Genomic DNA, 19,555 nt, shown 5'->3' with positions numbered 1-19,555 from the left:
ATGGGTCAGGCACCTGCGATGGCCAGCCCCGATCTGCTGGTGGTGCCGCTCGCGTCCGTCGGCCTTGACGCCATCGCCCAGGTGGGAGGCAAGAACGCCTCCCTGGGAGAGATGATCCGCCAGCTGGGGCCCCGAGGGGTGGCGGTGCCCGGCGGCTTTGCCACCACGGCGGCGGCCTACCGCCTGCTGCTCGCCCACAACGGACTGGAGGCCAGGCTTGCCGACCTGTTCGATGGCCTCGATGCCAGCGATCTGGCGGCCCTGCAGGCGAGTGGCGCCGCCGCGCGGCAACTCGTGCTGAACGCCAGCCTGCCGCCGCCGCTGGAGGAAGCGATCCGTCAGCACTACAAGCAGCTGAATGAGGACAGTGTCGGTGATCGTGACAGCAGCGCCAGCGGCGCGCGCAGCACCGGCACGGGCGGCACTGGCGGTACTGACAGCTCGGTGCCGGTTCCAGTTTCGGTGGCCGTGCGCTCAAGTGCCACCGCTGAAGATCTGCCGGAAGCCAGCTTCGCCGGGCAGCAGGAGAGTTTTCTGAATGTGCAGGGCATCGACGCCCTGCTGGCGGCCTGCCGCCGTTGCTACGCCTCGCTGTTCACGGATCGGGCCATCTCCTACCGGCAGATCAACGGCTTCGCCCACGACGCGGTGGCTCTGTCGATCGGCGTGCAGACGATGGTGCGCTCCGATCTGGCGGCCTCAGGGGTGATGTTCACCATTGATACCGAGAGTGGCTTCCGTGAGGCGGTGCTGCTCACCGCCGCCTATGGCCTGGGTGAGAACGTGGTGCAGGGGGCAGTGAACCCCGATGAATACCTGATCTTCAAGCCGACCCTGCTGCAGGGGCACGCGCCGATCCTGAGCAGACGGCTCGGCAGCAAGAAGCTGCGCATGGTGTACGCCGAGACGGACACCTGCAACGTGCCGGTGCCGGCGGAAGAGCGTGAACGCTTCGCCATCGACGACGCTGATGTGCTCACCCTGGCCCGCTGGGCCTGCGTGATCGAGGCGCACTACAGCGCCCTGCACGGCGGTCCCACCGCGATGGACATCGAGTGGGCCAAGGATGGCCTCAGCGGCAGGTTGTTCATCCTGCAGGCCCGGCCGGAAACGGTGCAGTCGCGGCGTTCGAGCACCCTGCTGCGACGCTGGCAACTGGATCCCCATCAGGCCGAACTGATCGTGGAGGGGCGGGCGATCGGAGCCTCGGTGAGCAGCGGTGTGGCCCGGGTGCTGGCCAGCGCCGATGCCATCAACCGCTTCGAGCAGGGGGATCTGCTGGTGACAGAGCGCACCGACCCCGACTGGGAGCCGATCCTGCGCAAAGCCAGCGGTGTGATCACCAATCAGGGCGGCCGCACCTGCCATGCGGCGATCATTGCCCGCGAGATGGGGATCACCGCGATCGTGGGCTGTGGCACGGCCACCAGCCGCATCGCCGATGGCGATCTGATCACCGCCAGCTGCTGCGAAGGGGATGCGGGCCGGGTCTATCGCGGCGCGTTGCCCTTTCATGTGGAGGAACAGGAACTCTCCGAGCTGCCTCCTACCCGCACCCGCCTCCTGGTGAATGTGGGCAATCCGGAGCAGGCGTTCCAGCAGGCGGCTCTGCCTGTGGACGGGGTGGGATTGGCCCGGCTGGAGTTCATCATCGCCAACCACATCCAGGTGCATCCGATGGCGCTGTTGAAGCCGGAGCTGGTGGCCGATGCCGGTGAACGCGAGGCGATCGCGCAGCGCACCAAGGGGTATGCCCACCCCGCCGATTACTACGTGGACCTGCTCACCCAGGGCATGGCGCGCATCGCCGCCGCCTTCCATCCAAGGCCGGTGATCCTGCGGTTTTCGGATTTCAAGAGCAACGAATATGCCCGTCTGCTCGGGGGAAGCGGCTTCGAGCCCCACGAGGAGAACCCGATGCTGGGCTGGCGGGGCGCTTCCCGCTACACCGCCGAAGCATTCCGGGAGGCGTTCGGTCTGGAATGCCAGGCGCTCAAGGCGGTGCGTGAGGCGATGGGGCTCACGAACGTGATCCCGATGGTGCCGTTCTGCCGCACACCGGAGGAAGGCGAGCGGGTGCTTGCCGAGATGGCCCGTCATGGGCTGGTGCGGGGCCGCCACGGCCTGCAGGTGTATGTGATGTGCGAACTGCCCAGCAACGTGATCGGCGCCGAAGCCTTCGCCGAGCACTTCGATGGCTTCTCGATCGGCTCCAACGACCTCACCCAGCTCACCCTTGGGCTGGACCGGGATTCCGCGCTGGTGGCGGATCTGTTCGATGAGCGGCACGCGATCGTCAAGGAGATGATCCGCCTGGCGATCCGCACGGCTCACCGCTGTGGCAGCCGCATCGGCATCTGTGGCCAGGCTCCCAGCGACTACCCCGACTTCGCCCGCTTCCTGGTGGAGGAGGGAATCGATTCGATCAGCCTCAACCCCGATGCGGTGATCACCACACGCCTGCAGGTGGCAGCGATCGAGCAGGAGCTTGGCAAGGGCGCCTGAACGGGCGGGAAGGAGCTCCAGCCAGGACAGCCGGGTTCAGAGCAATCAGAGCCTTTCAGGACAGCTGAGCTCAGAACAGCTCGACGGCCTCGCGTTCCAGCAAGCCCGGCTGGCCGTCGGCCAGCCAGGGGGCGGACTTTGGCTCCGGCGGCGGCAGTGTGGCCGCAGCGCCGTTGTGGGCAGGCGTTTCGCGCAGCACCGCCACCCGCCGGGACGACTCGCCGCAACTGCGGGGCGTGGGAAAGATCTTGCCGGGATTGGCCCGCCCCAGCGGGTCGAAGGCGCGACGCACCAGCTGCATGGTGTCGAGGTCGTCGTGGGAGAACATCCAATCGAGATAGCAGCGCTTGTCGGCGCCCACGCCGTGCTCACCGGTGATGCTGCCGCCCGCCTCAATGCAGAGCCGCAGGATCTCGGCGCCGAGGGCCTGCACCTTCTCCTGCACGCCGGGCTCGCCTGCGGTGTAAAGGATCAGCGGGTGCAGGTTGCCGTCGCCGGCGTGGAACACATTGGCCACGGGCAGGCCGTAGTGGCGGCTCAACTGCTCGATCGCCGCCAGCACCGAAGGCAGGGCACTGCGCGGCACCACCCCGTCCTGCACGTAATACGTGGGGGTGATGCGCCCCACCGCCGCGAATGCCGATTTGCGGCCCTTCCACAGCTGGGCCCGGTCGGCTTCCTGCTCCGCCTGGCGGATGGAGCGGGCCCCGGCCTCACGGCACAGGTCGCTGGCCAGAGCCACCGCGGCCGCCACTTCCCGCGCCTGGCCGTCGAGCTCGATCAGCAGCACCGCCGCTGCATCGCGCGGATACTCCTCCACCCCGAAGAGGTCGTCGACGGCGTTGATCGTGAAGTTGTCCATGATCTCCATCCCCGCCGGCAGAACCCCGGCGGCCGTGACCCGGCGCACCGCTTCACCGGCTGCCTCCATCGTGACGAAATCAGCCAGCAGCACCTGCACGTTGGGGGTCTGGGGCAACAGGCGCAGGGTGATCGCCGTGGCGATGCCCAGGGTGCCTTCGCTGCCGATGAACACACCGCGCAGATCCAGACCGGGCAGCTCTGCCAGCGGCCCCCCCAGCCGGGTTAGCGTGCCGTCGGGGAGCACCACTTCAAGCTCCAGCACGTGGTTGCTGGTGACGCCGTACTTGAGGCAATGGACGCCACCGGCGTTCTCGGCCACATTGCCGCCGATGCTGCACACCACCTGGCTGGACGGGTCGGGGGCGTAGTAGAAGCCGTCGCCCGCCACCGCGCGGGTGACCCAGCTGTTGATCACACCGGGCTGCACGGTGATGCGCTGGTTGTCGAGGTCGATCGCCAGCACCGAACGCATGCGGCTGGTGACCACCAGCAGGGCCTCCTGCTCCGCCACGGCGCCGCCTGACAGCCCCGTGCCGCTGCCACGGGCAACGAACGGCACCCCCAGGGCATGGCAGCAGCGCAGGATCGCCGCCACTTGCTCGGTGGTTTCCGGCAACACCGCCAGTGGCGGCTCATGGCGATGCAGGGTGAGACCGTCGCTGTCGTAGGTGAGCAGTTCCTGGCGCCGGGCCACCACGGCACGCGCCGGGAGCAGACGGCGCAGCTGACGTTCGATGGTGGACCAGGGCAGGCTCACGGGGTTTCGGCCTGGATGACGGCCTGGAGGTGGGGACGCTGGGCGGGCAGAGCGGCCGGCAGGCCAGCAGTGATGGGCCTGTGACACCAGGCTCATGGCCCTCGGCCAACAAGACCTTACCGAGCAGAGGCGGCAACCACCGCACTGACACATCTTGAGTCAGGATGGGGATCGGCCGAGCGGCATTGCGCTGTCGCGCCGTTCTCAACCGTCTGCGGATCGCGCCTTGACCTCGGCCCCTGTGTCAGTTCCTGCCCTGAACACCAGCCGTTCCCAGGAACTCTTCGCCGCTGCCCAGAAGCTCATGCCCGGAGGGGTGAGCTCTCCGGTGCGGGCCTTTCGTTCCGTCGGCGGCCAACCGATCGTCTTCGATCGGGTCCAGGGGGCCTACGCCTGGGACGTGGATGGCAACCGCTACATCGATTACATCGGCTCCTGGGGGCCGGCGATCTGCGGCCATGCCCACCCCAAGGTGATCGGTGCGCTGCGCAACGCCCTGGGCAAAGGCACCAGCTTCGGCGCCCCCTGTGCCCTGGAGAACCAGCTGGCCCAGATGGTGGTCGATGCCGTCCCTTCTGTGGAGATGGTGCGGTTCGTGAACTCCGGCACCGAAGCCTGCATGTCGGTGCTGCGGCTGATGCGGGCCTTCACCGGCCGCGAGAAGCTGATCAAGTTCGAGGGCTGCTACCACGGCCACGCCGACATGTTCCTGGTGAAGGCGGGCTCGGGCGTGGCCACGCTCGGCCTGCCCGATTCCCCCGGCGTACCGCGCAGCACCACCGCCAACACGCTCACCGCCCCCTACAACGACCTGGAAGCGGTCAAGCGGCTCTTCGCTGAGAACCCCGGTGAAATCGCCGGGGTGATCCTCGAGCCGGTGGTGGGCAATGCCGGCTTCCTGCCCCCCGAACCGGGCTTCCTGGAGGGTCTGCGCGAGATCACCACCGAAAACGGGGCTCTGCTCACCTTCGATGAAGTGATGACCGGCTTCCGCATCAGTTATGGCGGTGCCCAGGCCCGTTTCGGCATCACCCCCGATCTCACCACGATGGGCAAGGTGATCGGTGGCGGTCTGCCGGTGGGCGCCTACGGCGGCCGCGCCGACATCATGGCCATGGTGGCGCCGGCCGGGCCGATGTATCAAGCCGGCACGTTGAGCGGCAACCCGCTGGCGATGACCGCCGGCATCCACACCCTCGAACTGCTGCGCCAGCCAGGCACCTACGAGAAACTTGAGGCCACCACCTCGCGGCTGATCGCCGGCATCCTGGCGGCCGGCAGGGATGCGGGCCTGCCGATCTGCGGCGGCAGCATCAGCGCCATGTTCGGCTTTTTCCTCTGCGACGGGCCGGTGCGCAACTTCGAAGACGCCAAAGCCGCCGACACCGTGCGCTTCGGCAAGCTGCACCGCGCCATGCTTGAGCGCGGCGTCTACCTGGCGCCGAGCGCCTTTGAAGCCGGCTTCACCTCGCTGGCCCACAGCGAGGAGGACATCGACGCCACGCTCGAAGCCTTCCGGGCCGCCTTCGCTGCCATCGCCTGATCGGCATGCATAGGCACCTTTACCCCTCCCGCCGCCTCCTGCTGGCGATGATCGGGCTCGCCTTCGGGGTGGCTGGATGTGAGGCCACCACCTCCGACAAGCCTCTCGATGTCAACAAAGGGGTGCCGGTGGGGGCGGTGCTGGCTCTCACCAGCAACGCGAACGTCTACGGGCAGGACCAACAGCTGGGCCTCAAGCTCGCCGAACGCTGGTTCAAGGGAAAGGGTGTGCCGATCCAGCTCACCATCGAGGATGGAGGTGGTGATGAGCAGGCAGCCAGCCAGGCCTTCAATCTCCTGATCGATGCCGGTGTGGTGGCCCTGATCGGTCCCACCCTCTCCCAGCAAGCCTTTGCCGCCGCCCCGATCGCCCAGCGCCGCGGGGTGCCTGTCGTCGCGCCTTCCAACACCGCCAAGGGCATTCCGCAGATCGGCAGCTTCATCAGCCGCGTTTCAGCCTCCAGCGCTGTGATCGCTCCGTTGGCGATCGAAGCCGCCTTGAAGCAGGATCCAACGATCCGGCGCACAGCGGTGTTCTTCGCCCAGGACGACGCCTACAGCACCTCTGAAGCCGAGATCTTCCAGAACGCCCTGGTGGCAAAGGGGCTGAAACCGGTCACCGTGCAACGCACCCAGTTGAACGACCAGGATTTTCAGAACCAGATCACTGCGGCGCTGCGGTTGAAGCCTGATCTGATTGTGATCTCGGCCCAGGCCGTCGATGGCGGCAACCTGATCCGCCAGCTGCGAGAGCTCGGCTACAAAGGCCGCATCGTGGTGGGCAACGGCATGAACACCCCGAACATCTATCCGATCTGCCAGATCTATTGCGACGGGATCCTGATCGCACAGGCGTACAGCCCGGAGCTGGACACAGCCACCAACGCGGCCTTCGTGAAGCTCTTCAAGGAGGCCTCTGGTGGCGCCATCCCCCCCCAGCTCACTGCCCAGGCTTTCACCGCGTATCAGGTCGTGGCCGAAGCGCTCACACGGCTGAACCGCCGTTCGCCCATCAACGGCCGGCCGCTGACGGAGGTGCGCCAGGAGCTGATGAAGGAACTGCTGGCCGGTCGCTACGACACACCCTTGGGTGAGATCGGCTTCACCCCAGAGGGCGAAGTGGTTCAGAAGCGCTTCTACGTTGCAGAGGTGCAGATGGTTACGGGCGGGCAAAGCGGGCGCTTCGCCTTGCTCGATTGAGCGACACCGTGGATCACCTGCTGCAGGTGCTGCTCAATGGCCTGGCCAGTGGGGCCGTCTATGCCCTCTTTGCCCTCGGGTACACGCTGGTCTTCTCGGTGCTCGGGGTGATCAACTTCGCGCAAGGGGCCCTGTTCACGCTCGGGGCCTATTTCACGTATCTGCTGATCGGCGGCAGCGTGGGCTCCAATGGCCTGCTCGCAGGCGTCCAGCTGCCCTTTGCCCTGCCCTTCTGGCTGGCCCTGCTGCTTGCCGGTGTCGGCGCCGCCGGCATGGGCGTGCTGGTGGAAGCCACCGCTTTTGCACCCTTGCGCCAGCGACGGGCCGAGCCGCTGCTCTACCTCATCTCCAGCCTGGGCGCTGGGGTCGTGATCGTGAATGTGGTGCAGTTGCTGATGGGCGCCGAAAGCTATTCGATCCCCGCCGCCACCCTGGCAGAGCTGCCGCCCACCATCCGGATCGGAGCAGCCCAGGTGCGCTCCGTGCAACTGCTGCTGATGGCGGTGGCTGCCATCGTGCTCGTCACGCTGACGCTCTGGCTGGAAGGCAGTCGCATGGGCAAGGCTCTGCAGGCCGTCTCGGAAGATCCAGACACCGCCCGACTGCTGGGCATCAATGCCGGGGCCATGATCCAGCTCGCCTTTGCACTGAGCGGCTTTCTCGCCGGCGTGGCCGGTGGGCTGGTGGGGCTGAGCGTGAGCATCTCCGGGCCGTACTTCGGGATCGGCTTCGGCATCAAGGCCCTCGGGGTTCTGGTGCTTGGCGGCCTGGGCAGTGTGCCCGGAGCGATGCTGGGGGGCCTGGTGGTTGGCCTGGCCGAGGCACTCGTGCCTGCCGACTTTTCCGGCTACAAAGACGGGGTTGCCTATGCCTTCCTGTTCGCGGTGCTGCTGCTTCGGCCCCAGGGGTTGCTGGGCAAAACCCTGATCAGCAAGGTGTGAGCGACCTCTCCCTGCTGGTGCAGATGGGGCTGGGCGCTCTGCTCGCCCTTTCGGTCTACCTGCCGCTGCGTGCGGGTCAACTGTCACTCGCCACCCCGGGCTTCTATGCCATCGGCGGCTATGTGGCCGCACTGCTTTCCACGCGCTGGCCAGCGCTGGCCGGCAACGGAGCGCTCTATCCCTTGCCCTCACTGCTGCTGGAAATGGTCCTGGCGACAGGGTTGGCCACAGGGCTGGCGCTGCTGATCGGCCGGCCGGTGCTCCAGCTGCGGGGCATCTATCTGGCGATCGCCACGATCGCCCTCGTGGAGATTCTGCGGGTGGTGAACCTCAACGCCGGCTGGAGTGGTGGTGCGGTGGGCATCTTCGCGATCCCACAACCGTTCAACGGCCCGCAGGGCTATCTGATCTGCACGGCGCTTCTCCTGGGGTTCTGCTGCTGGCTGTGCGCCCGGCTGGAGCAGATGCGCCTGGGACGGGCGATGGCCGCCATGCGGGAGGACGAACTGGCCGCCCGCTGCATGGGAGTGCCCACGGCTCAGGTGGCCTTGAGCGCCTTTGTGCTGAGCGCCGCGATCGCGGCGCTCAGCGGGGTGGTGGCCGCCCATTTCCTCAACACCTGGAACGCCCGCCAAGGCAGCTTCGATGCCAGCATCACCACCCTCGCTTTCGTGGTGTTCGGGGGTTCACGCACCTGGCTCGGTCCGGTCCTGGGTGGCCTCTTTCTCACCGCACTGCCGGAACTGCTTCGGCCGGTGGGGGATCTGCGCCTGATCGTGTTCGGTCTGGTGATCCTGGTGGGCCCGATCCTGGCGCCGCAGGGCCTGATCACACCGGAACGGTTGGCGGCCCTGGTTCACGCCCTGCCACTGCCAACGGCCAGAAAAAGCACCTCGGCATGATCGGCACACCACTGCTGGAACTGGAGGCGGTCACCAGGAGTTTTGGCGGGCTGATCGCCGTGAACCGCGTGTCGCTGCAGGTGGAAGCCGGGTCGATCACCGGGCTGATCGGACCGAACGGAGCTGGCAAGACCACTCTGTTCAACCTGATCTCCGGGCTGACGCCCCCCGATGCGGGCCGCATCCTCTGGCACGGTGCCGCCATCGATGGCTTGCCGCCGGAACGGGTGAACCGGCTGGGTATCGCCCGCACCTTTCAGAACCTGCGCCTGTTCGGACCGCTCAGCTGCCTCGACAACGTGCTGGTGGGACTGCACAGCGCCGACAGAGCACCTCTGCTCGGCGCCCTGCTGAACCGATCTGCTTTCCGCCGCCAGCAGGGCCAGCTGCGTCAGCGAGCCCATGAGCTGCTGGAACTGCTGGAGCTCGATCACCTGGCGCACCAGCCGGCCGACAGCCTCGCCTATGGGCTGCGGCGCCGGCTGGAGATGGCCCGTGCACTGGCCACCGGCCCCAGGTTGCTGCTGCTTGATGAGCCGGCTGCCGGCATGAATCCGGCCGAAAAAGCCACACTCGCCGATCTGATTCGGCGGCTGCGCCAGCACTTCGATCTCACCGTGCTCGTGATCGAGCACCACGTCCCCTTGATGATGCGCCTGTGCGACCGCCTTGCCGTGCTCAACTTCGGGCAGCGGATCGCTGAAGGGACCCCCGCCGAGGTACGCAACGATCCACTGGTGATCGAAGCCTACCTGGGGAGCACGACATGAACGGGGATCCGCCAGGCGGACCCACGCCGCTGCTGGCCCTGCGGGGGCTCACGGTCCGCTACGGGGCGATCCAGGCCCTCGGCGATGTGAACCTCGAACTCCACAGCGGCGAGCTGGTGGCGCTGCTCGGTGCCAACGGCGCCGGCAAAAGCACCACGCTGCGCGCCATCTCGCGGTTGGTGGATGCTGCCGCGGGATCGGTGGAATGGAAGGGGCGCTCTCTCGCCTCGTTGTCCACCGAAGCCACCGTGCGCCTTGGCATCGGCCATTGCCCGGAAGGCCGCCGGGTGCTGGCGCGCCAGAGCGTGGCCACCAATCTGGAACTGGGGGCCTTCCTGCGGCGTGATGCCAAGGCGATCCACGCCGACCTCGACTGGTGCTACAGCCTGTTTCCGCGGCTTGCTGATCGGCGCCGCCAGCCGGCCGGCAGCCTCTCGGGGGGCGAGCAACAGATGCTGGCGATCGCCCGTTCCCTGATGGGGCGGCCGGAACTGCTGATGCTGGATGAGCCAAGCCTTGGACTCGCCCCCAGGCTGGTGGAGGAACTGATGGCAGTGCTCCACACGTTGCACAGCCAGGGCCTCACGATCCTTCTGGTCGAGCAGAACGCCCTGGCGGCCCTGGCGATCGCCGACCGTGGCGTGGTGCTCGAAGCTGGCACAGTGCAATTGCGCGGCTCTGCCGCTGCCTTGCTCGCCGACGACGAACTGCGCGCCAGCTATCTGGGCGCTTGAGGGCACGTCAGCACGCGGCCCTGCTCTGTTCTTCGCACCAACGTCCTGGGCGCCTATCCACGCCGATGCGCCCTGAATAGGCTGCGACCGTCCGGCCTGCAACCGCCATGCCACGCGAGCGCTTCTTTCTGGAGTTGGAGCCGCCGGCTGAAGCTCTGCGCGGGCGACCCCATGTGGTGATCGTGGGAGGGGGTTTTGCTGGGCTATCGGCGTGCAAAGCCCTGGCCGGCGCCGATGTTCGCGTGACGCTGATCGACAAGCGCAACTACAACCTGTTCCAACCGCTGCTGTATCAGGTGTCCACCGGGCTGGTGGCTCCGGGGGATGTGACCGTGCCGCTGCGGCTGCTGGTGGGGCGGCAGCGCAACGTGCAGGTGCTGATGGGGGAGGTGAAGGAAATCGATGCCGAAGCGAAGGAGCTGGTGTTCAACGAGCGCCGCTTCAGCTACGACCACCTGATCCTGGCGGCAGGTTCCGGCAGCTCCTACTTCGGCCACGACGAATGGCAGGCGATCGCCCCGCCGATGAAGCAGCTGGACGACGCCCTGGAGATCCGCGAGCGGCTGCTGCTGGCGATGGAGGAGGCGGAGCAGACGCCCGAGGCGGAGAAGCGGCGCCTGCTGCAGTCGGTGGTGGTGGTGGGGGGCGGACCCACTGGCTGTGAGCTGGCGGGGTCGGTGTCGGAGCTGCTGCGCCACGCCCTGGCCAGGGATTTCCGCCAGCTCGATCCCGAAGACACCCGCATCCTGTTGGTGGATCCCGGCGATCGCCTGCTGCGGGGCATGCATCCCGATCTGGGCGCCGGCGCCAGGCGCTTCCTGGAATCCATCGGCGTGGAGGTGCTGCTGGGGGGCCGGGTGAAGGCGATCGAGCCGGGGCGGGTCACGATCAGCACCGCCGCTGGCGAGCAGGTGCGGGAGGCGGCCACGGTGTGCTGGACGGCGGGGGTGAAGGCGTCCCCACTGGGTGCCCGGCTGGCTGAGGCCACCGGCGTGCCCCTCGACCGGGGCGGCCGGGTGCCGGTGGAGGCGGATTTCTCCGTGCCCGGCCATCCCGAGATCCGGGTGGTGGGTGACCTCTGCGCCTATGCCCCCAGCCCGGGCGCCAGCCCGCTGCCAGGGCTGGCCAGCGTGGCGGTGCAGATGGGCAGCTGGGTAGCCCGTGATCTGCGGGCCGGGCTGGAAGGGCGCCCGCAGGCGCCGTTCCGCTTCGTGGATTTCGGCTCGATGGCGATCCTGGGGCGCCTGCACGCCGAAGCCGACCTGCGCGGCTGGCGCGTGGACGGCCCGCTGGGCTGGCTGATCTGGGGCGTGGCCCACCTGGGCTTCATGCCCGCCAACGAGAACCGGGTGAGCCTGCTGGTCAAATGGCTGTGGGCGATCGCCGCCCGGCAGCGCGGCTCCCTGCTGATCATGGGAGAACCGCGCTTTGAGGAGGGTGTGCCGGAGGGCTCTGCCGCTACAGACCCGGGCTGCTCTGCATGATGCCGCCATCGGCAAAGATCGTGGTGGCGGTGATGTAGCTGGCGTCGTCGCTGGCGAGGAAAGCCACCACCTTGGCCACCTCTTCCGGCTGGGCCATGCGGCCCAGCGGGATGGCGGCATCCAGCTTGGCCATCAGCTCCGGATCCTTCATCGTGGAGTCGTTGATCGGAGTGGCCACGGCCCCCGGTCCCACATTCACCAGAGTGATGCCGTGGGGAGCCAGCTCGAGGGCGGCGGTGCGGGTGAGCATGCGCACGCCGCCCTTGGCGAGGCAGTAGGGCGTGTTGTTGGGCATGGGCCAGTCTTCGTGAACCGAGGAGATGTTGATGATGCGGCCGCCGCCGCCCTGGGCAATCATCTGCTTGGCGGCGTACTGGGTGGCGAAGAAAACGCCACGCAGGTTCACATCCAGCACCTTGTCGTAGTCGTCGGGGGTGGTGGTGAGAATGGAGGTGCGCGTTTCGATACCGGCGTTGTTCACCATCACATCAATGCGCCCGTATTTCGCCACTGCAGCATCCACCAAGCGCTGAAGATCATCCAGCTTGGACACATCAGCCTGCACACCGAAGCTGCTGCCGCCGAACGCGCCGATCTCCCGCTCGATCTCTTCGGTGGCCTCAGGATGGGAGCGGTAGTCGATCACCACCTTGGCGCCGCGGTGCGCCAGGGCTTCCACAATCGCTTTGCCGATGCCGCTGTTGCCGCCGGTCACGATCGCCACCTTGCCTTCAAGCAGCTTGGCCAGGGTGCGGATGGCGTCTGGATTGGTGGTGCTGGTCACGGAATCCATGGGTGACAGGGGCAGCTTTGAAGGTAAGCATGGGCCCAACGGGAAGGGTTGAACACCGTGGCGAATGTGATTCCATCCACACCCCCGCAGGAGGCCTCCGGCTCAATGCGTTCACTGCTGCTGGGCGCCGCCCTGCTGGTGCTGGCCTTTCTGGCGAACACCGCCCAGAGCGCCTTCGGCAAAGCGCTCGGCAGTGGCATGGGGCCCGTGCCGTTCACCTGGCTCACCTTCGTGATCGCGCTGGCACTGATCCTGCCCTGGGTGCTGTGGCGCGGTGGCCGTGATCTGCGCACGTCCGTGCCACTGCTGCACCTGCTGCGCAGTTGCACCGGGCTGGCGGGGTTCTTTCTGTTCATTACCGCCGCGCGACTGGTGAATCTGGTCAACGCCAATGTGCTGCTGAACACCACGCCGTTGTTCATCCCGATGCTGGGTCTGCTGGTGCTCGGCCAGCAGGTGCCCAGAGCTCTGTGGGGCTGCCTCGCCATCGGCTTTGCCGGCATGGTGATCGTGGTGCAGCCCAACGCCTCCCTGCTCACCCGCCCCGGCGATCTGCTGGGCCTGGCTGCCGGCCTGCTCTGCGCCGTGGAGTTCCTGGCCGTGAAGCGGCTCGACCGCACCGAGGCGCCGCTCACCCAGATGATCTATTTCCTGCTCATCGGCAGCGTCGGCTCCACCCTGGCGATCCTTGGTCCGCTGCGGCCGGAGGGACAGGCCGGTGCACTGCTCAGCGGGCTGGACACCAGCCAATGGCTCACGGTGCTGGCCTCCGGCGTGTGCCTGGCCTGCTTTCAGTTTCTCTTGATCAAGGCTTACACCTATGCCGAACCCGGCGCGATCGGCGCCTTTCAGTATTCGTCGGTGGTGTTCGCCGGCCTGATCGGCTGGATCTGGTTCGCCGAGACGCCCACCCTGGCGGTGTGGGTCGGCACCGCGCTGATCACCCTCGGCGGCGTGCTGAGCATCGTGCTGCAACGCCCGGGGAGCACCGCACAGCCTGCTGGCCCCATGGGCAGCACCGGCACATGACGCACCCCCTGGTCAGCTCTGGGCCCCACATCGAAGCGGTGGCAATCACCTGTGCCAGTGCCGAGCGCAGCGCCGCCTTCTTCTGCGCGTCGCTTGGCTTCATCCGTCTCGCTGAGGAGCGGGTGGAGGGCGGGCCCCAGGCCGCTCTGTTCGGGCTGCCGCAGGGACGGCTGCAACGGGTGCAGCTGGGGCTGGGCGAGGAGCGGCTGGATCTGATCGAAGTGCTCGATCCTGGCCCGGGGCAGCGCCCGGGGCGGCCGCTGCCACCTGACTCACGCAGCTGCGATCTCTGGTTTCAACACCTCTGCCTCGTCACGGCGGATCTGGCGGCGAGCCACGCCCGGCTGCAGCACCTGCTGGCCGCTGGCGCAATCACGGCGGTATCAGCGGCGCCGCAGCGGCTGCCCGAGTGGAACACCGCCGCCGCCGGCATCTGGGCCTTCAAGTTCCGTGATCCTGATGGCCACAACCTGGAGCTGCTGCAGTTTCCCGACGGCAAGGGGGATCCCCGCTGGCATCGCCCGCGGCCGGCCGGTGCCTCTGAGCTGCTCGGCATCGATCACAGCGCCATCGCCATCGCCGACACCGCCCGCAGCCGTGCCTTCTACAGCGAGCTGCTCGGCCTGACGGCACTGCCCAGCGGCGAAAACAGCGGGCTGGAGCAGGACCGGCTCGATGGGCTGAGCGAGACGCGGGTGCAGATCACGCCCCTGCGCTGCGCGGCAGGCATGGGCATCGAAACCCTTGGCTATCTGCCCCCCAACCAGGGGCGCCCGCGACTGGCGGATCAGGCGCCGCAGGACCTGGCCCACTGGCAGATCCACCTGGCGGCCAGCGGCCTCGATCGCATCGCCGCCAGCGCGGCGGCATTCGGGGCCGAGCTGCTGCCGCCCGGCCTGGTGGCGCTGGAAGCGGGGGCCGGCGGGAGCAGACGGGCGCTGCGGCTGGCCGATCCCGATGGCCACGAGCTGCTGGTGCTGGAAACCGCTGGCGTCAGCGCTCCCTGAAGCCCGGCAGCCGCTCGGGACGCCTTGGTTACCTTGAGGCACCGACGCACGAGAGCTGCCGTGGCCGTGGACATCGTGGAGATCCTGGTGCCCATCGGCCCCTCTCCCCTCAGTGAAGCGGTGCTGACACTGCTGCGGGTGTTCACCGGCATCGCCTTCATCCGCCACGGCTGGCCGAAGCTGCGCAACCTCACCACCTGGGCGACCGCGCTGAAAACACCACGCTGGCTCTGCTTTCTGTCGGCATTCTCGATGTGGGCAGGCGGTATCGCCCTGATCCCCGGTCTGCTCACGCCCCTGGCCGCCCTGGCGATTCTGGTGTCGATGGGGTACGCCATGGTGCTGGAGGTTCTAGCGGGCACCCCCTTCATCGCCCCCGATCCCTATCAGATTCCGCCGGGAGATTATGCCGGCCCCATGGGCGTGGGGGAACCACCCAGCTGGGAAAAGGCCGCCATGTATGTGGTGATGTGCCTGGTGCTGATCGGAGCCGGAGGTGGCGCCCTTTCGCTCGACGGACTCCTGATTCGCGACGCCCTGATGCTCAACTTCGGCTGACACCATTCGGCGCTGCTGAGAGGATGCAACTGTGCTGAGGGCATTCAACTCGGTTGACAGCGTTCAACCAAGAAGATTCCCCCCTGGCGCCTCTCCCCGGCTGGATCATCCCTGCAGCCGGGCGATGAGATGATCGCCCACCCGCAGGGCGTTAGCGATGGCGGTGAGCGAGGGATTCACCGCACCGATGCTGGGGAAGAAGCTGGTGTCCACCACGTAGAGATTGTCGAGCTCGTGGGCTTTGCAATCAAGATCCAGCACCGAGGTGGTGGGATCGGTGCCGAAGCGGCAGGTGCCAGCCTGGTGGCCCACGGCGGCAATCGCCATGCTGGATTTCACGTAGATCTGCCGCTCCACCAGGTGATTCTTCAGATAGAGAGAATCCAGCAAGCCGCGAAGATTATGCTCAAGCCTGGCGCTGGCCGTCTGATTGTTGGGGGTGTAGGAGAGGGTGATCGCCCCCTCCTTGTTCACGGTGATGCGGTTCTCAGGGTCGGGGAGATCCTCGCTGCTCAGCCAGAAATCCAGTGCATGTTCCGCGATCTGGTCCATGCTCCAGCCGGGCATCAGGAAGGTTTCCAGTGGGGCATAGCCCTTCATGATCGTGCCGCTGGTCTTGCCGGTCATCTGGATGTTGCCCATCGGGTAGGGAAACGCCTCAGAGCCCAGATACCAGTCATTGATCGACACCGTTTTCTGAAACACGGTGGTGTTGGGTTCATGGGCCAGGGCCACGAGGGCCTTGCTGTTGTGGAACATGTAGTTGCGCCCCACCTGCCCCGAGCCATTGGCCAGGCCGGCCGGGTGGCGGTCGTTGGCAGACATCAGCAGCAGCCGGGCGCTGTTGGCGGCGCCGCAACTCACCACCACCACATCGGCGGAAAAGCGCATCGGCTCGCCATCGCGCAGAAGTTCCACCGCCGTGACCCGCCCACCACTGGCATCGGTGAGCAGCCGCTGCACATGGGCGCGGGTGAGCAGCGACACGTTCGCATCGGCCAAGGCCGGCCGAATGCCCACCACGTCCGCATCGCCCTTGGCATGCACCAGGCACGGAAAGCCATCACAGCGGTTGCACTTGCGGCAACGGCTGAAGGGCAGGTTGGCCTCATCGAGCATCACCCCGCTGGGGGCGTGGAAGGGGCGCAGGCCGGCGGCACGCAGATCGTCGACCAGCTTCTGCATGCGCGGCTCATGGGCAATCGGCGGGTGGGGATAGGGGGCAGTGCGGCGGGGTTCGGTGGGATCTTCCCCCTGCTGGGCATGCACGTGGAACAGTTCTTCGGCGCGCTGGTAATAGGGCTCGAAGACGTCGTAAGGGAGGGGCCAGGCCGGTGAGATGCCGTCGTGGTGAATCAGCTCGCCGAAATCGGCCTCGCGCAGGCGGAAGTGGGCGGCCCCGTACATCTTGGTGGCGCCTCCCACCATGTAGTGGCTGCCGGGCTGAAAGGCCTTGCCGTGCTTGTCGTGCCAGGTGTCCGCAGACACATAGCGCCCCTGCTGAAACACCGCTTCGGCGCTCCAGTTCTGCGGTTCCTGGGGGAGCCAGTCGCCGCGTTCCAGCACCAGCACCTTGAGGCCGCTGCCAGCCAGGTGCCGCGCCAGGGTGCCGCCGCCGGCCCCACTGCCGATGATCAACACATCCACGTGGCTGCCATCCGGTGGATTCAGCTGCCCGGCACCAGGCAACGGGGCGAGGGTGATCGACGGGTCGATGATCCGGGCCGTTGGGGTGGCAGGCATGGCGGAAGGGTGGCGGCGGAACAGAGGGGAAGGCAGAGACAGGTGCTGCGATCAGGGCACTGGATATTGGGAGAGTTGGTTGATCATCTTGCAGACGATCGCACTCCAGCCGGTCTGGTGGCTGGCGCCCACCCCACGGCCATTGTCGCCATGGAAATACTCATGAAACTGGATCAGATCACGCCAATGGGGGTTGTGCTGAAACAGGTCCACATCCCCGAGGAAGGCGCGCCGGCCCTGGCTGTCACGGCGGAAAAGATTCACCAGCCGCTGCTCCAGCTTCAATGACACATCCCAGAGGCTGAGCCATACGCCAGAGCCGGTGGGGAACTCCACCGTGAAGCTGTCGCCATAAAAATGGCCGAATTTCTGCAGAGATTCGATCAACAGATAATTAAGCGGCATCCACACCGGCCCACGCCAGTTGGAGTTGCCACCGAACATGGCCACCGGGCTGTCCGCCGGTGAATAGGAGAGGCAATCTGATTCACTGCCTTCGGTGTAGCAGAAGGGTGCGGTTTCATACACCTTCGACAGAGAGCGGATGCCGTAGGGAGAAAGGAATTCCGTCTCATCGAACAGCCGCTCACAGATGCGGCGCAGCCGATCTTCCGGCACCAGGGAAAACAGCAGCCGGTCGTTGTGGCGCCGGCCCAGGTGCGTTTCCACCCAGGAGGGGGAGGTGCGCTCGTGGGTGTACCACGCCATGCTGTTCTTCACATCCAGCACCGGCAGACGTTCCAGCGTTTCCTGATCGAAACTGGCCACCGCCAGCAGGGGAATCAGGCCAGCAATCGAGCGGCTGCGCAGGAAATCAGTGCTTCCATCGGGCCGCTTGATCACGTCGTAGTAGAAGCCATCCTGCTCATCCCAGTTCAGAAACTCGTTGTCTGTGGGGGTGTTGAGCGTGAGGTTGAGCTGCACGAAGTCGTAGACAAAACGCTCGCACAGATCCGCATACTCCGGTTCACGCACACTCAGCTCCACGCTGATGTTGAGCAGATTCAGGCTCAGCGACGCCATCCAGGCGATGCCATCGCTTTCTCCGATGTGGCTGCCATCGGCGAGCGGAAAGCGGCGATCGAACACGGCAATGTTATCCAGACCGAGGAATCCACCCTCGAACACGTTGTCGCCCGAACGATCGTTGCGGTTGGCCCACCAGCCGTATTCCAGCAACAGCTTGCGCAGTGCCGCCCGCAGAAAGGGCATGTCCGGTTCACCGTTCTGCTTGCGGTCGATCTGATACACACGCATCGCCGCCCAGGCACCGATCGGTGGGTTCGGATCGGAGAGCGCCCATTCGTAGGCAGGGGTCTGGGCGTTGGGCGCCGTGAAGCGGGGGCTGCGCAGCAGCATGCACTGCTCCTTGGCGGTGGCCGGATCGAAGCCGGCGAAGGCCACGGCATGCACCATCAGATCCCACTGGCAGAAATAGGGGTATTCCCATGAATCGGGCATGGAGATCACATCTTCCACATGCAGACGGCGCCAGGCCGCATTGGCGCTCCTGAAGCGCTCCGGCGGCGGCACCGGCTGGCCCGGATCCCCCTCCAGCCAGCGTTTCACGTCCCAGCTGTAGTACTTCTTGCACCACAGCAATCCGGCGGCGCCTGCGAGGTGAATGCGGCGGTCGTCGGCTTCCAGCCCCGGCACGCAGTGCTCGAAGTAGGCCCTCCATTCCTGCACGCGTGCCTGATGGGTGGCCTCGAACGCCGCGCCGAACGCCGCCGGCTGCTCGCCCGCCCACAGGCGCAGGTCCACCACCCAGGTCTCCCCCGGGGCCAGTGTGCGGCGCAGCAGGCGGGCCGCCTTGGTGCCCCGCTGGGCGGGGTTGATGGCTCCCTCCTCCCCCTCCACCACATACCGGTGAAAGCCGTCCTTCTGATACGGCCGCTGGTTGGGCTGGCGGAACAGGCGCTCGGTGTTGGTCTCGTTGTCGGTGAAGATCCAGGGGCCAGGCTCGGCGCAGGCCAGCCGGTACGACCCGAGGCCGGGCAGCACAGGGGTGCGCAGCAGATCCCCTTCAAGCTCCAGCGGCTGCTCGAGCGCGCCCGCATAGCCCCAGCTCCAGGTGTTGCGCAACCACAGGGTGGGCAGGAGGGTGAGCGGGGCAGGATCGGGGCCTCGGTTGGTGAGGCGCAAGCGGATCAGCAGGTCGTCGGCCGCCGCCTTCGCGTACTCCACCTCCACATCGAAGTAACGGTCGTCGTCGAACAGCCCGGTGTCGACCAGCTCGTACTCCGGGCTGTCGCGCCCGCGCCGCCCGTTCTCGTGGATCAGGTGGTCGTAGGGGAAGCAGCGCTGGGGGTACTTGTAGAGCCCCCGCATGAAGCTGTGGGTGGGGGTGTTGGCCAGGTGAAAGGTGTAGTCCTTGATGTCTTCGCCGTGGTTGCCTTCCGGGTTGCCCAGCCCGAAGGGCCGCTCCTTGAGGATGGGATCGAGGCCGTTCCAGAGCGCCACCGAAAAGCAGAGGCGGGCGTGCTCGTCGCAGAGGCCCAACAGGCCGTCCTCCCCCCAGCGGTACACGCGCGAGCGGGCGTGGTCGTGCGGGAAGGAGCGCCAGGCATCGCCGTCGGCGGAGTAGTCCTCCCGCACCGTGCCCCACTGACGATCAGGTAGGTAGCTGCCCCAGAGCGCCCAGGGCACCAGCCCCTGATCCCGTTCGGCCATGCGGCGCCGTTCGGCGAACTCGATGGCGTCGCGGTCGGGCATCAGCGCGTGAT

The 19,555-nt window shown here is 66.8% G+C and carries 15 protein-coding genes; 11 read left to right on the top strand and 4 right to left on the bottom strand.

The annotated features are described in order from the left end of the window. Positions 1–2,505: a phosphoenolpyruvate synthase gene (gene ppsA, locus ACWJI3_RS13025; RefSeq protein ID WP_480203889.1), complete on the top strand. Its 2,505-nt coding sequence runs from the start codon at positions 1–3 to the stop codon at positions 2,503–2,505. Positions 2,506–2,575: 70 nt separating this feature from the next. Here the strand turns inward: ppsA and ACWJI3_RS13020 are convergent, their stop codons facing one another. After that, positions 2,576–4,126 carry an FAD-linked oxidase C-terminal domain-containing protein gene (locus ACWJI3_RS13020; protein ID WP_255139851.1) on the bottom strand — a complete coding sequence of 517 codons (1,551 nt, stop codon included), beginning with the start codon at positions 4,124–4,126 and terminating at the stop codon, positions 2,576–2,578. A 241-nt stretch (positions 4,127–4,367) separates the two neighbouring features. On the opposite strand from ACWJI3_RS13020, the gene hemL reads away from it, so the two are divergent. The 7 genes from hemL to ACWJI3_RS12985 all read left to right on the top strand — a co-directional run bounded on the left by hemL (position 4,368) and on the right by ACWJI3_RS12985 (position 11,699). Continuing rightward, on the top strand, positions 4,368–5,669 hold the full coding sequence (gene hemL, locus ACWJI3_RS13015) for a glutamate-1-semialdehyde 2,1-aminomutase (protein ID WP_094513051.1): 1,302 nt from the start codon (positions 4,368–4,370) through the stop codon (positions 5,667–5,669). A gap of 5 nt (positions 5,670–5,674) precedes the next feature. Further along, a complete protein-coding gene (locus ACWJI3_RS13010) occupies positions 5,675–6,868 on the top strand; it encodes an ABC transporter substrate-binding protein (RefSeq protein WP_480203888.1) in 1,194 nt (397 codons plus the stop codon). After that, positions 6,865–7,809: a branched-chain amino acid ABC transporter permease gene (locus tag ACWJI3_RS13005; protein WP_480203887.1), complete on the top strand. Its 945-nt coding sequence runs from the start codon at positions 6,865–6,867 to the stop codon at positions 7,807–7,809. Before ACWJI3_RS13010 ends, ACWJI3_RS13005 begins: the two co-directional genes overlap by 4 nt. Next, positions 7,806–8,711: a branched-chain amino acid ABC transporter permease gene (locus ACWJI3_RS13000; protein ID WP_480203886.1), complete on the top strand. Its 906-nt coding sequence runs from the start codon at positions 7,806–7,808 to the stop codon at positions 8,709–8,711. Before ACWJI3_RS13005 ends, ACWJI3_RS13000 begins: the two co-directional genes overlap by 4 nt. Then, positions 8,708–9,481: an ABC transporter ATP-binding protein gene (locus ACWJI3_RS12995; protein ID WP_480203885.1), complete on the top strand. Its 774-nt coding sequence runs from the start codon at positions 8,708–8,710 to the stop codon at positions 9,479–9,481. The genes ACWJI3_RS13000 and ACWJI3_RS12995 overlap by 4 nt, the downstream gene beginning before the upstream one ends. Then, positions 9,478–10,215, top strand: coding sequence for an ABC transporter ATP-binding protein (locus tag ACWJI3_RS12990; protein ID WP_480203884.1), 738 nt, complete (start codon positions 9,478–9,480; stop codon positions 10,213–10,215). The genes ACWJI3_RS12995 and ACWJI3_RS12990 overlap by 4 nt, the downstream gene beginning before the upstream one ends. Positions 10,216–10,322: 107 nt before the next feature. Continuing rightward, positions 10,323–11,699, top strand: coding sequence for an NAD(P)/FAD-dependent oxidoreductase (locus tag ACWJI3_RS12985; protein ID WP_480203883.1), 1,377 nt, complete (start codon positions 10,323–10,325; stop codon positions 11,697–11,699). Here ACWJI3_RS12985 and ACWJI3_RS12980 read toward each other — a convergent pair. Further along, positions 11,674–12,483, bottom strand: a complete 810-nt coding sequence (locus ACWJI3_RS12980; RefSeq protein ID WP_480203882.1) for an SDR family NAD(P)-dependent oxidoreductase — start codon at positions 12,481–12,483, stop codon at positions 11,674–11,676. The genes ACWJI3_RS12985 and ACWJI3_RS12980 overlap by 26 nt on opposite strands. A 114-nt stretch (positions 12,484–12,597) precedes the next feature. Here ACWJI3_RS12980 and ACWJI3_RS12975 point away from each other — a divergent pair, with 114 nt between their 5' ends. The 3 genes from ACWJI3_RS12975 (at position 12,598) to ACWJI3_RS12965 (ending at position 15,086) form a co-directional block, all read left to right on the top strand. Continuing rightward, positions 12,598–13,521: a DMT family transporter gene (locus ACWJI3_RS12975; protein ID WP_480203881.1), complete on the top strand. Its 924-nt coding sequence runs from the start codon at positions 12,598–12,600 to the stop codon at positions 13,519–13,521. Beyond that, positions 13,518–14,528, top strand: a complete 1,011-nt coding sequence (locus ACWJI3_RS12970; RefSeq protein WP_480203880.1) for a VOC family protein — start codon at positions 13,518–13,520, stop codon at positions 14,526–14,528. The genes ACWJI3_RS12975 and ACWJI3_RS12970 overlap by 4 nt, the downstream gene beginning before the upstream one ends. A gap of 66 nt (positions 14,529–14,594) precedes the next feature. Further along, on the top strand, positions 14,595–15,086 hold the full coding sequence (locus tag ACWJI3_RS12965; protein WP_369803040.1) for a DoxX family protein: 492 nt from the start codon (positions 14,595–14,597) through the stop codon (positions 15,084–15,086). A gap of 105 nt (positions 15,087–15,191) precedes the next feature. Here ACWJI3_RS12965 and ACWJI3_RS12960 read toward each other — a convergent pair whose 3' ends face one another. Beyond that, positions 15,192–16,829, bottom strand: a complete 1,638-nt coding sequence (locus ACWJI3_RS12960; RefSeq protein ID WP_480203879.1) for a GMC family oxidoreductase — start codon at positions 16,827–16,829, stop codon at positions 15,192–15,194. 51 nt (positions 16,830–16,880) lie between these two features. Next, positions 16,881–19,544 carry an MGH1-like glycoside hydrolase domain-containing protein gene (locus tag ACWJI3_RS12955; RefSeq protein WP_255139861.1) on the bottom strand — a complete coding sequence of 888 codons (2,664 nt, stop codon included), beginning with the start codon at positions 19,542–19,544 and terminating at the stop codon, positions 16,881–16,883. Positions 19,545–19,555: the final 11 nt, after the last annotated feature.

Source organism: Marcopretia estuarina LEGE 06307 (genome assembly GCF_056633115.1).
Note: the sequence above shows the minus strand (reverse complement) of the source record. Positions and strands in the feature narration are given on the sequence as shown.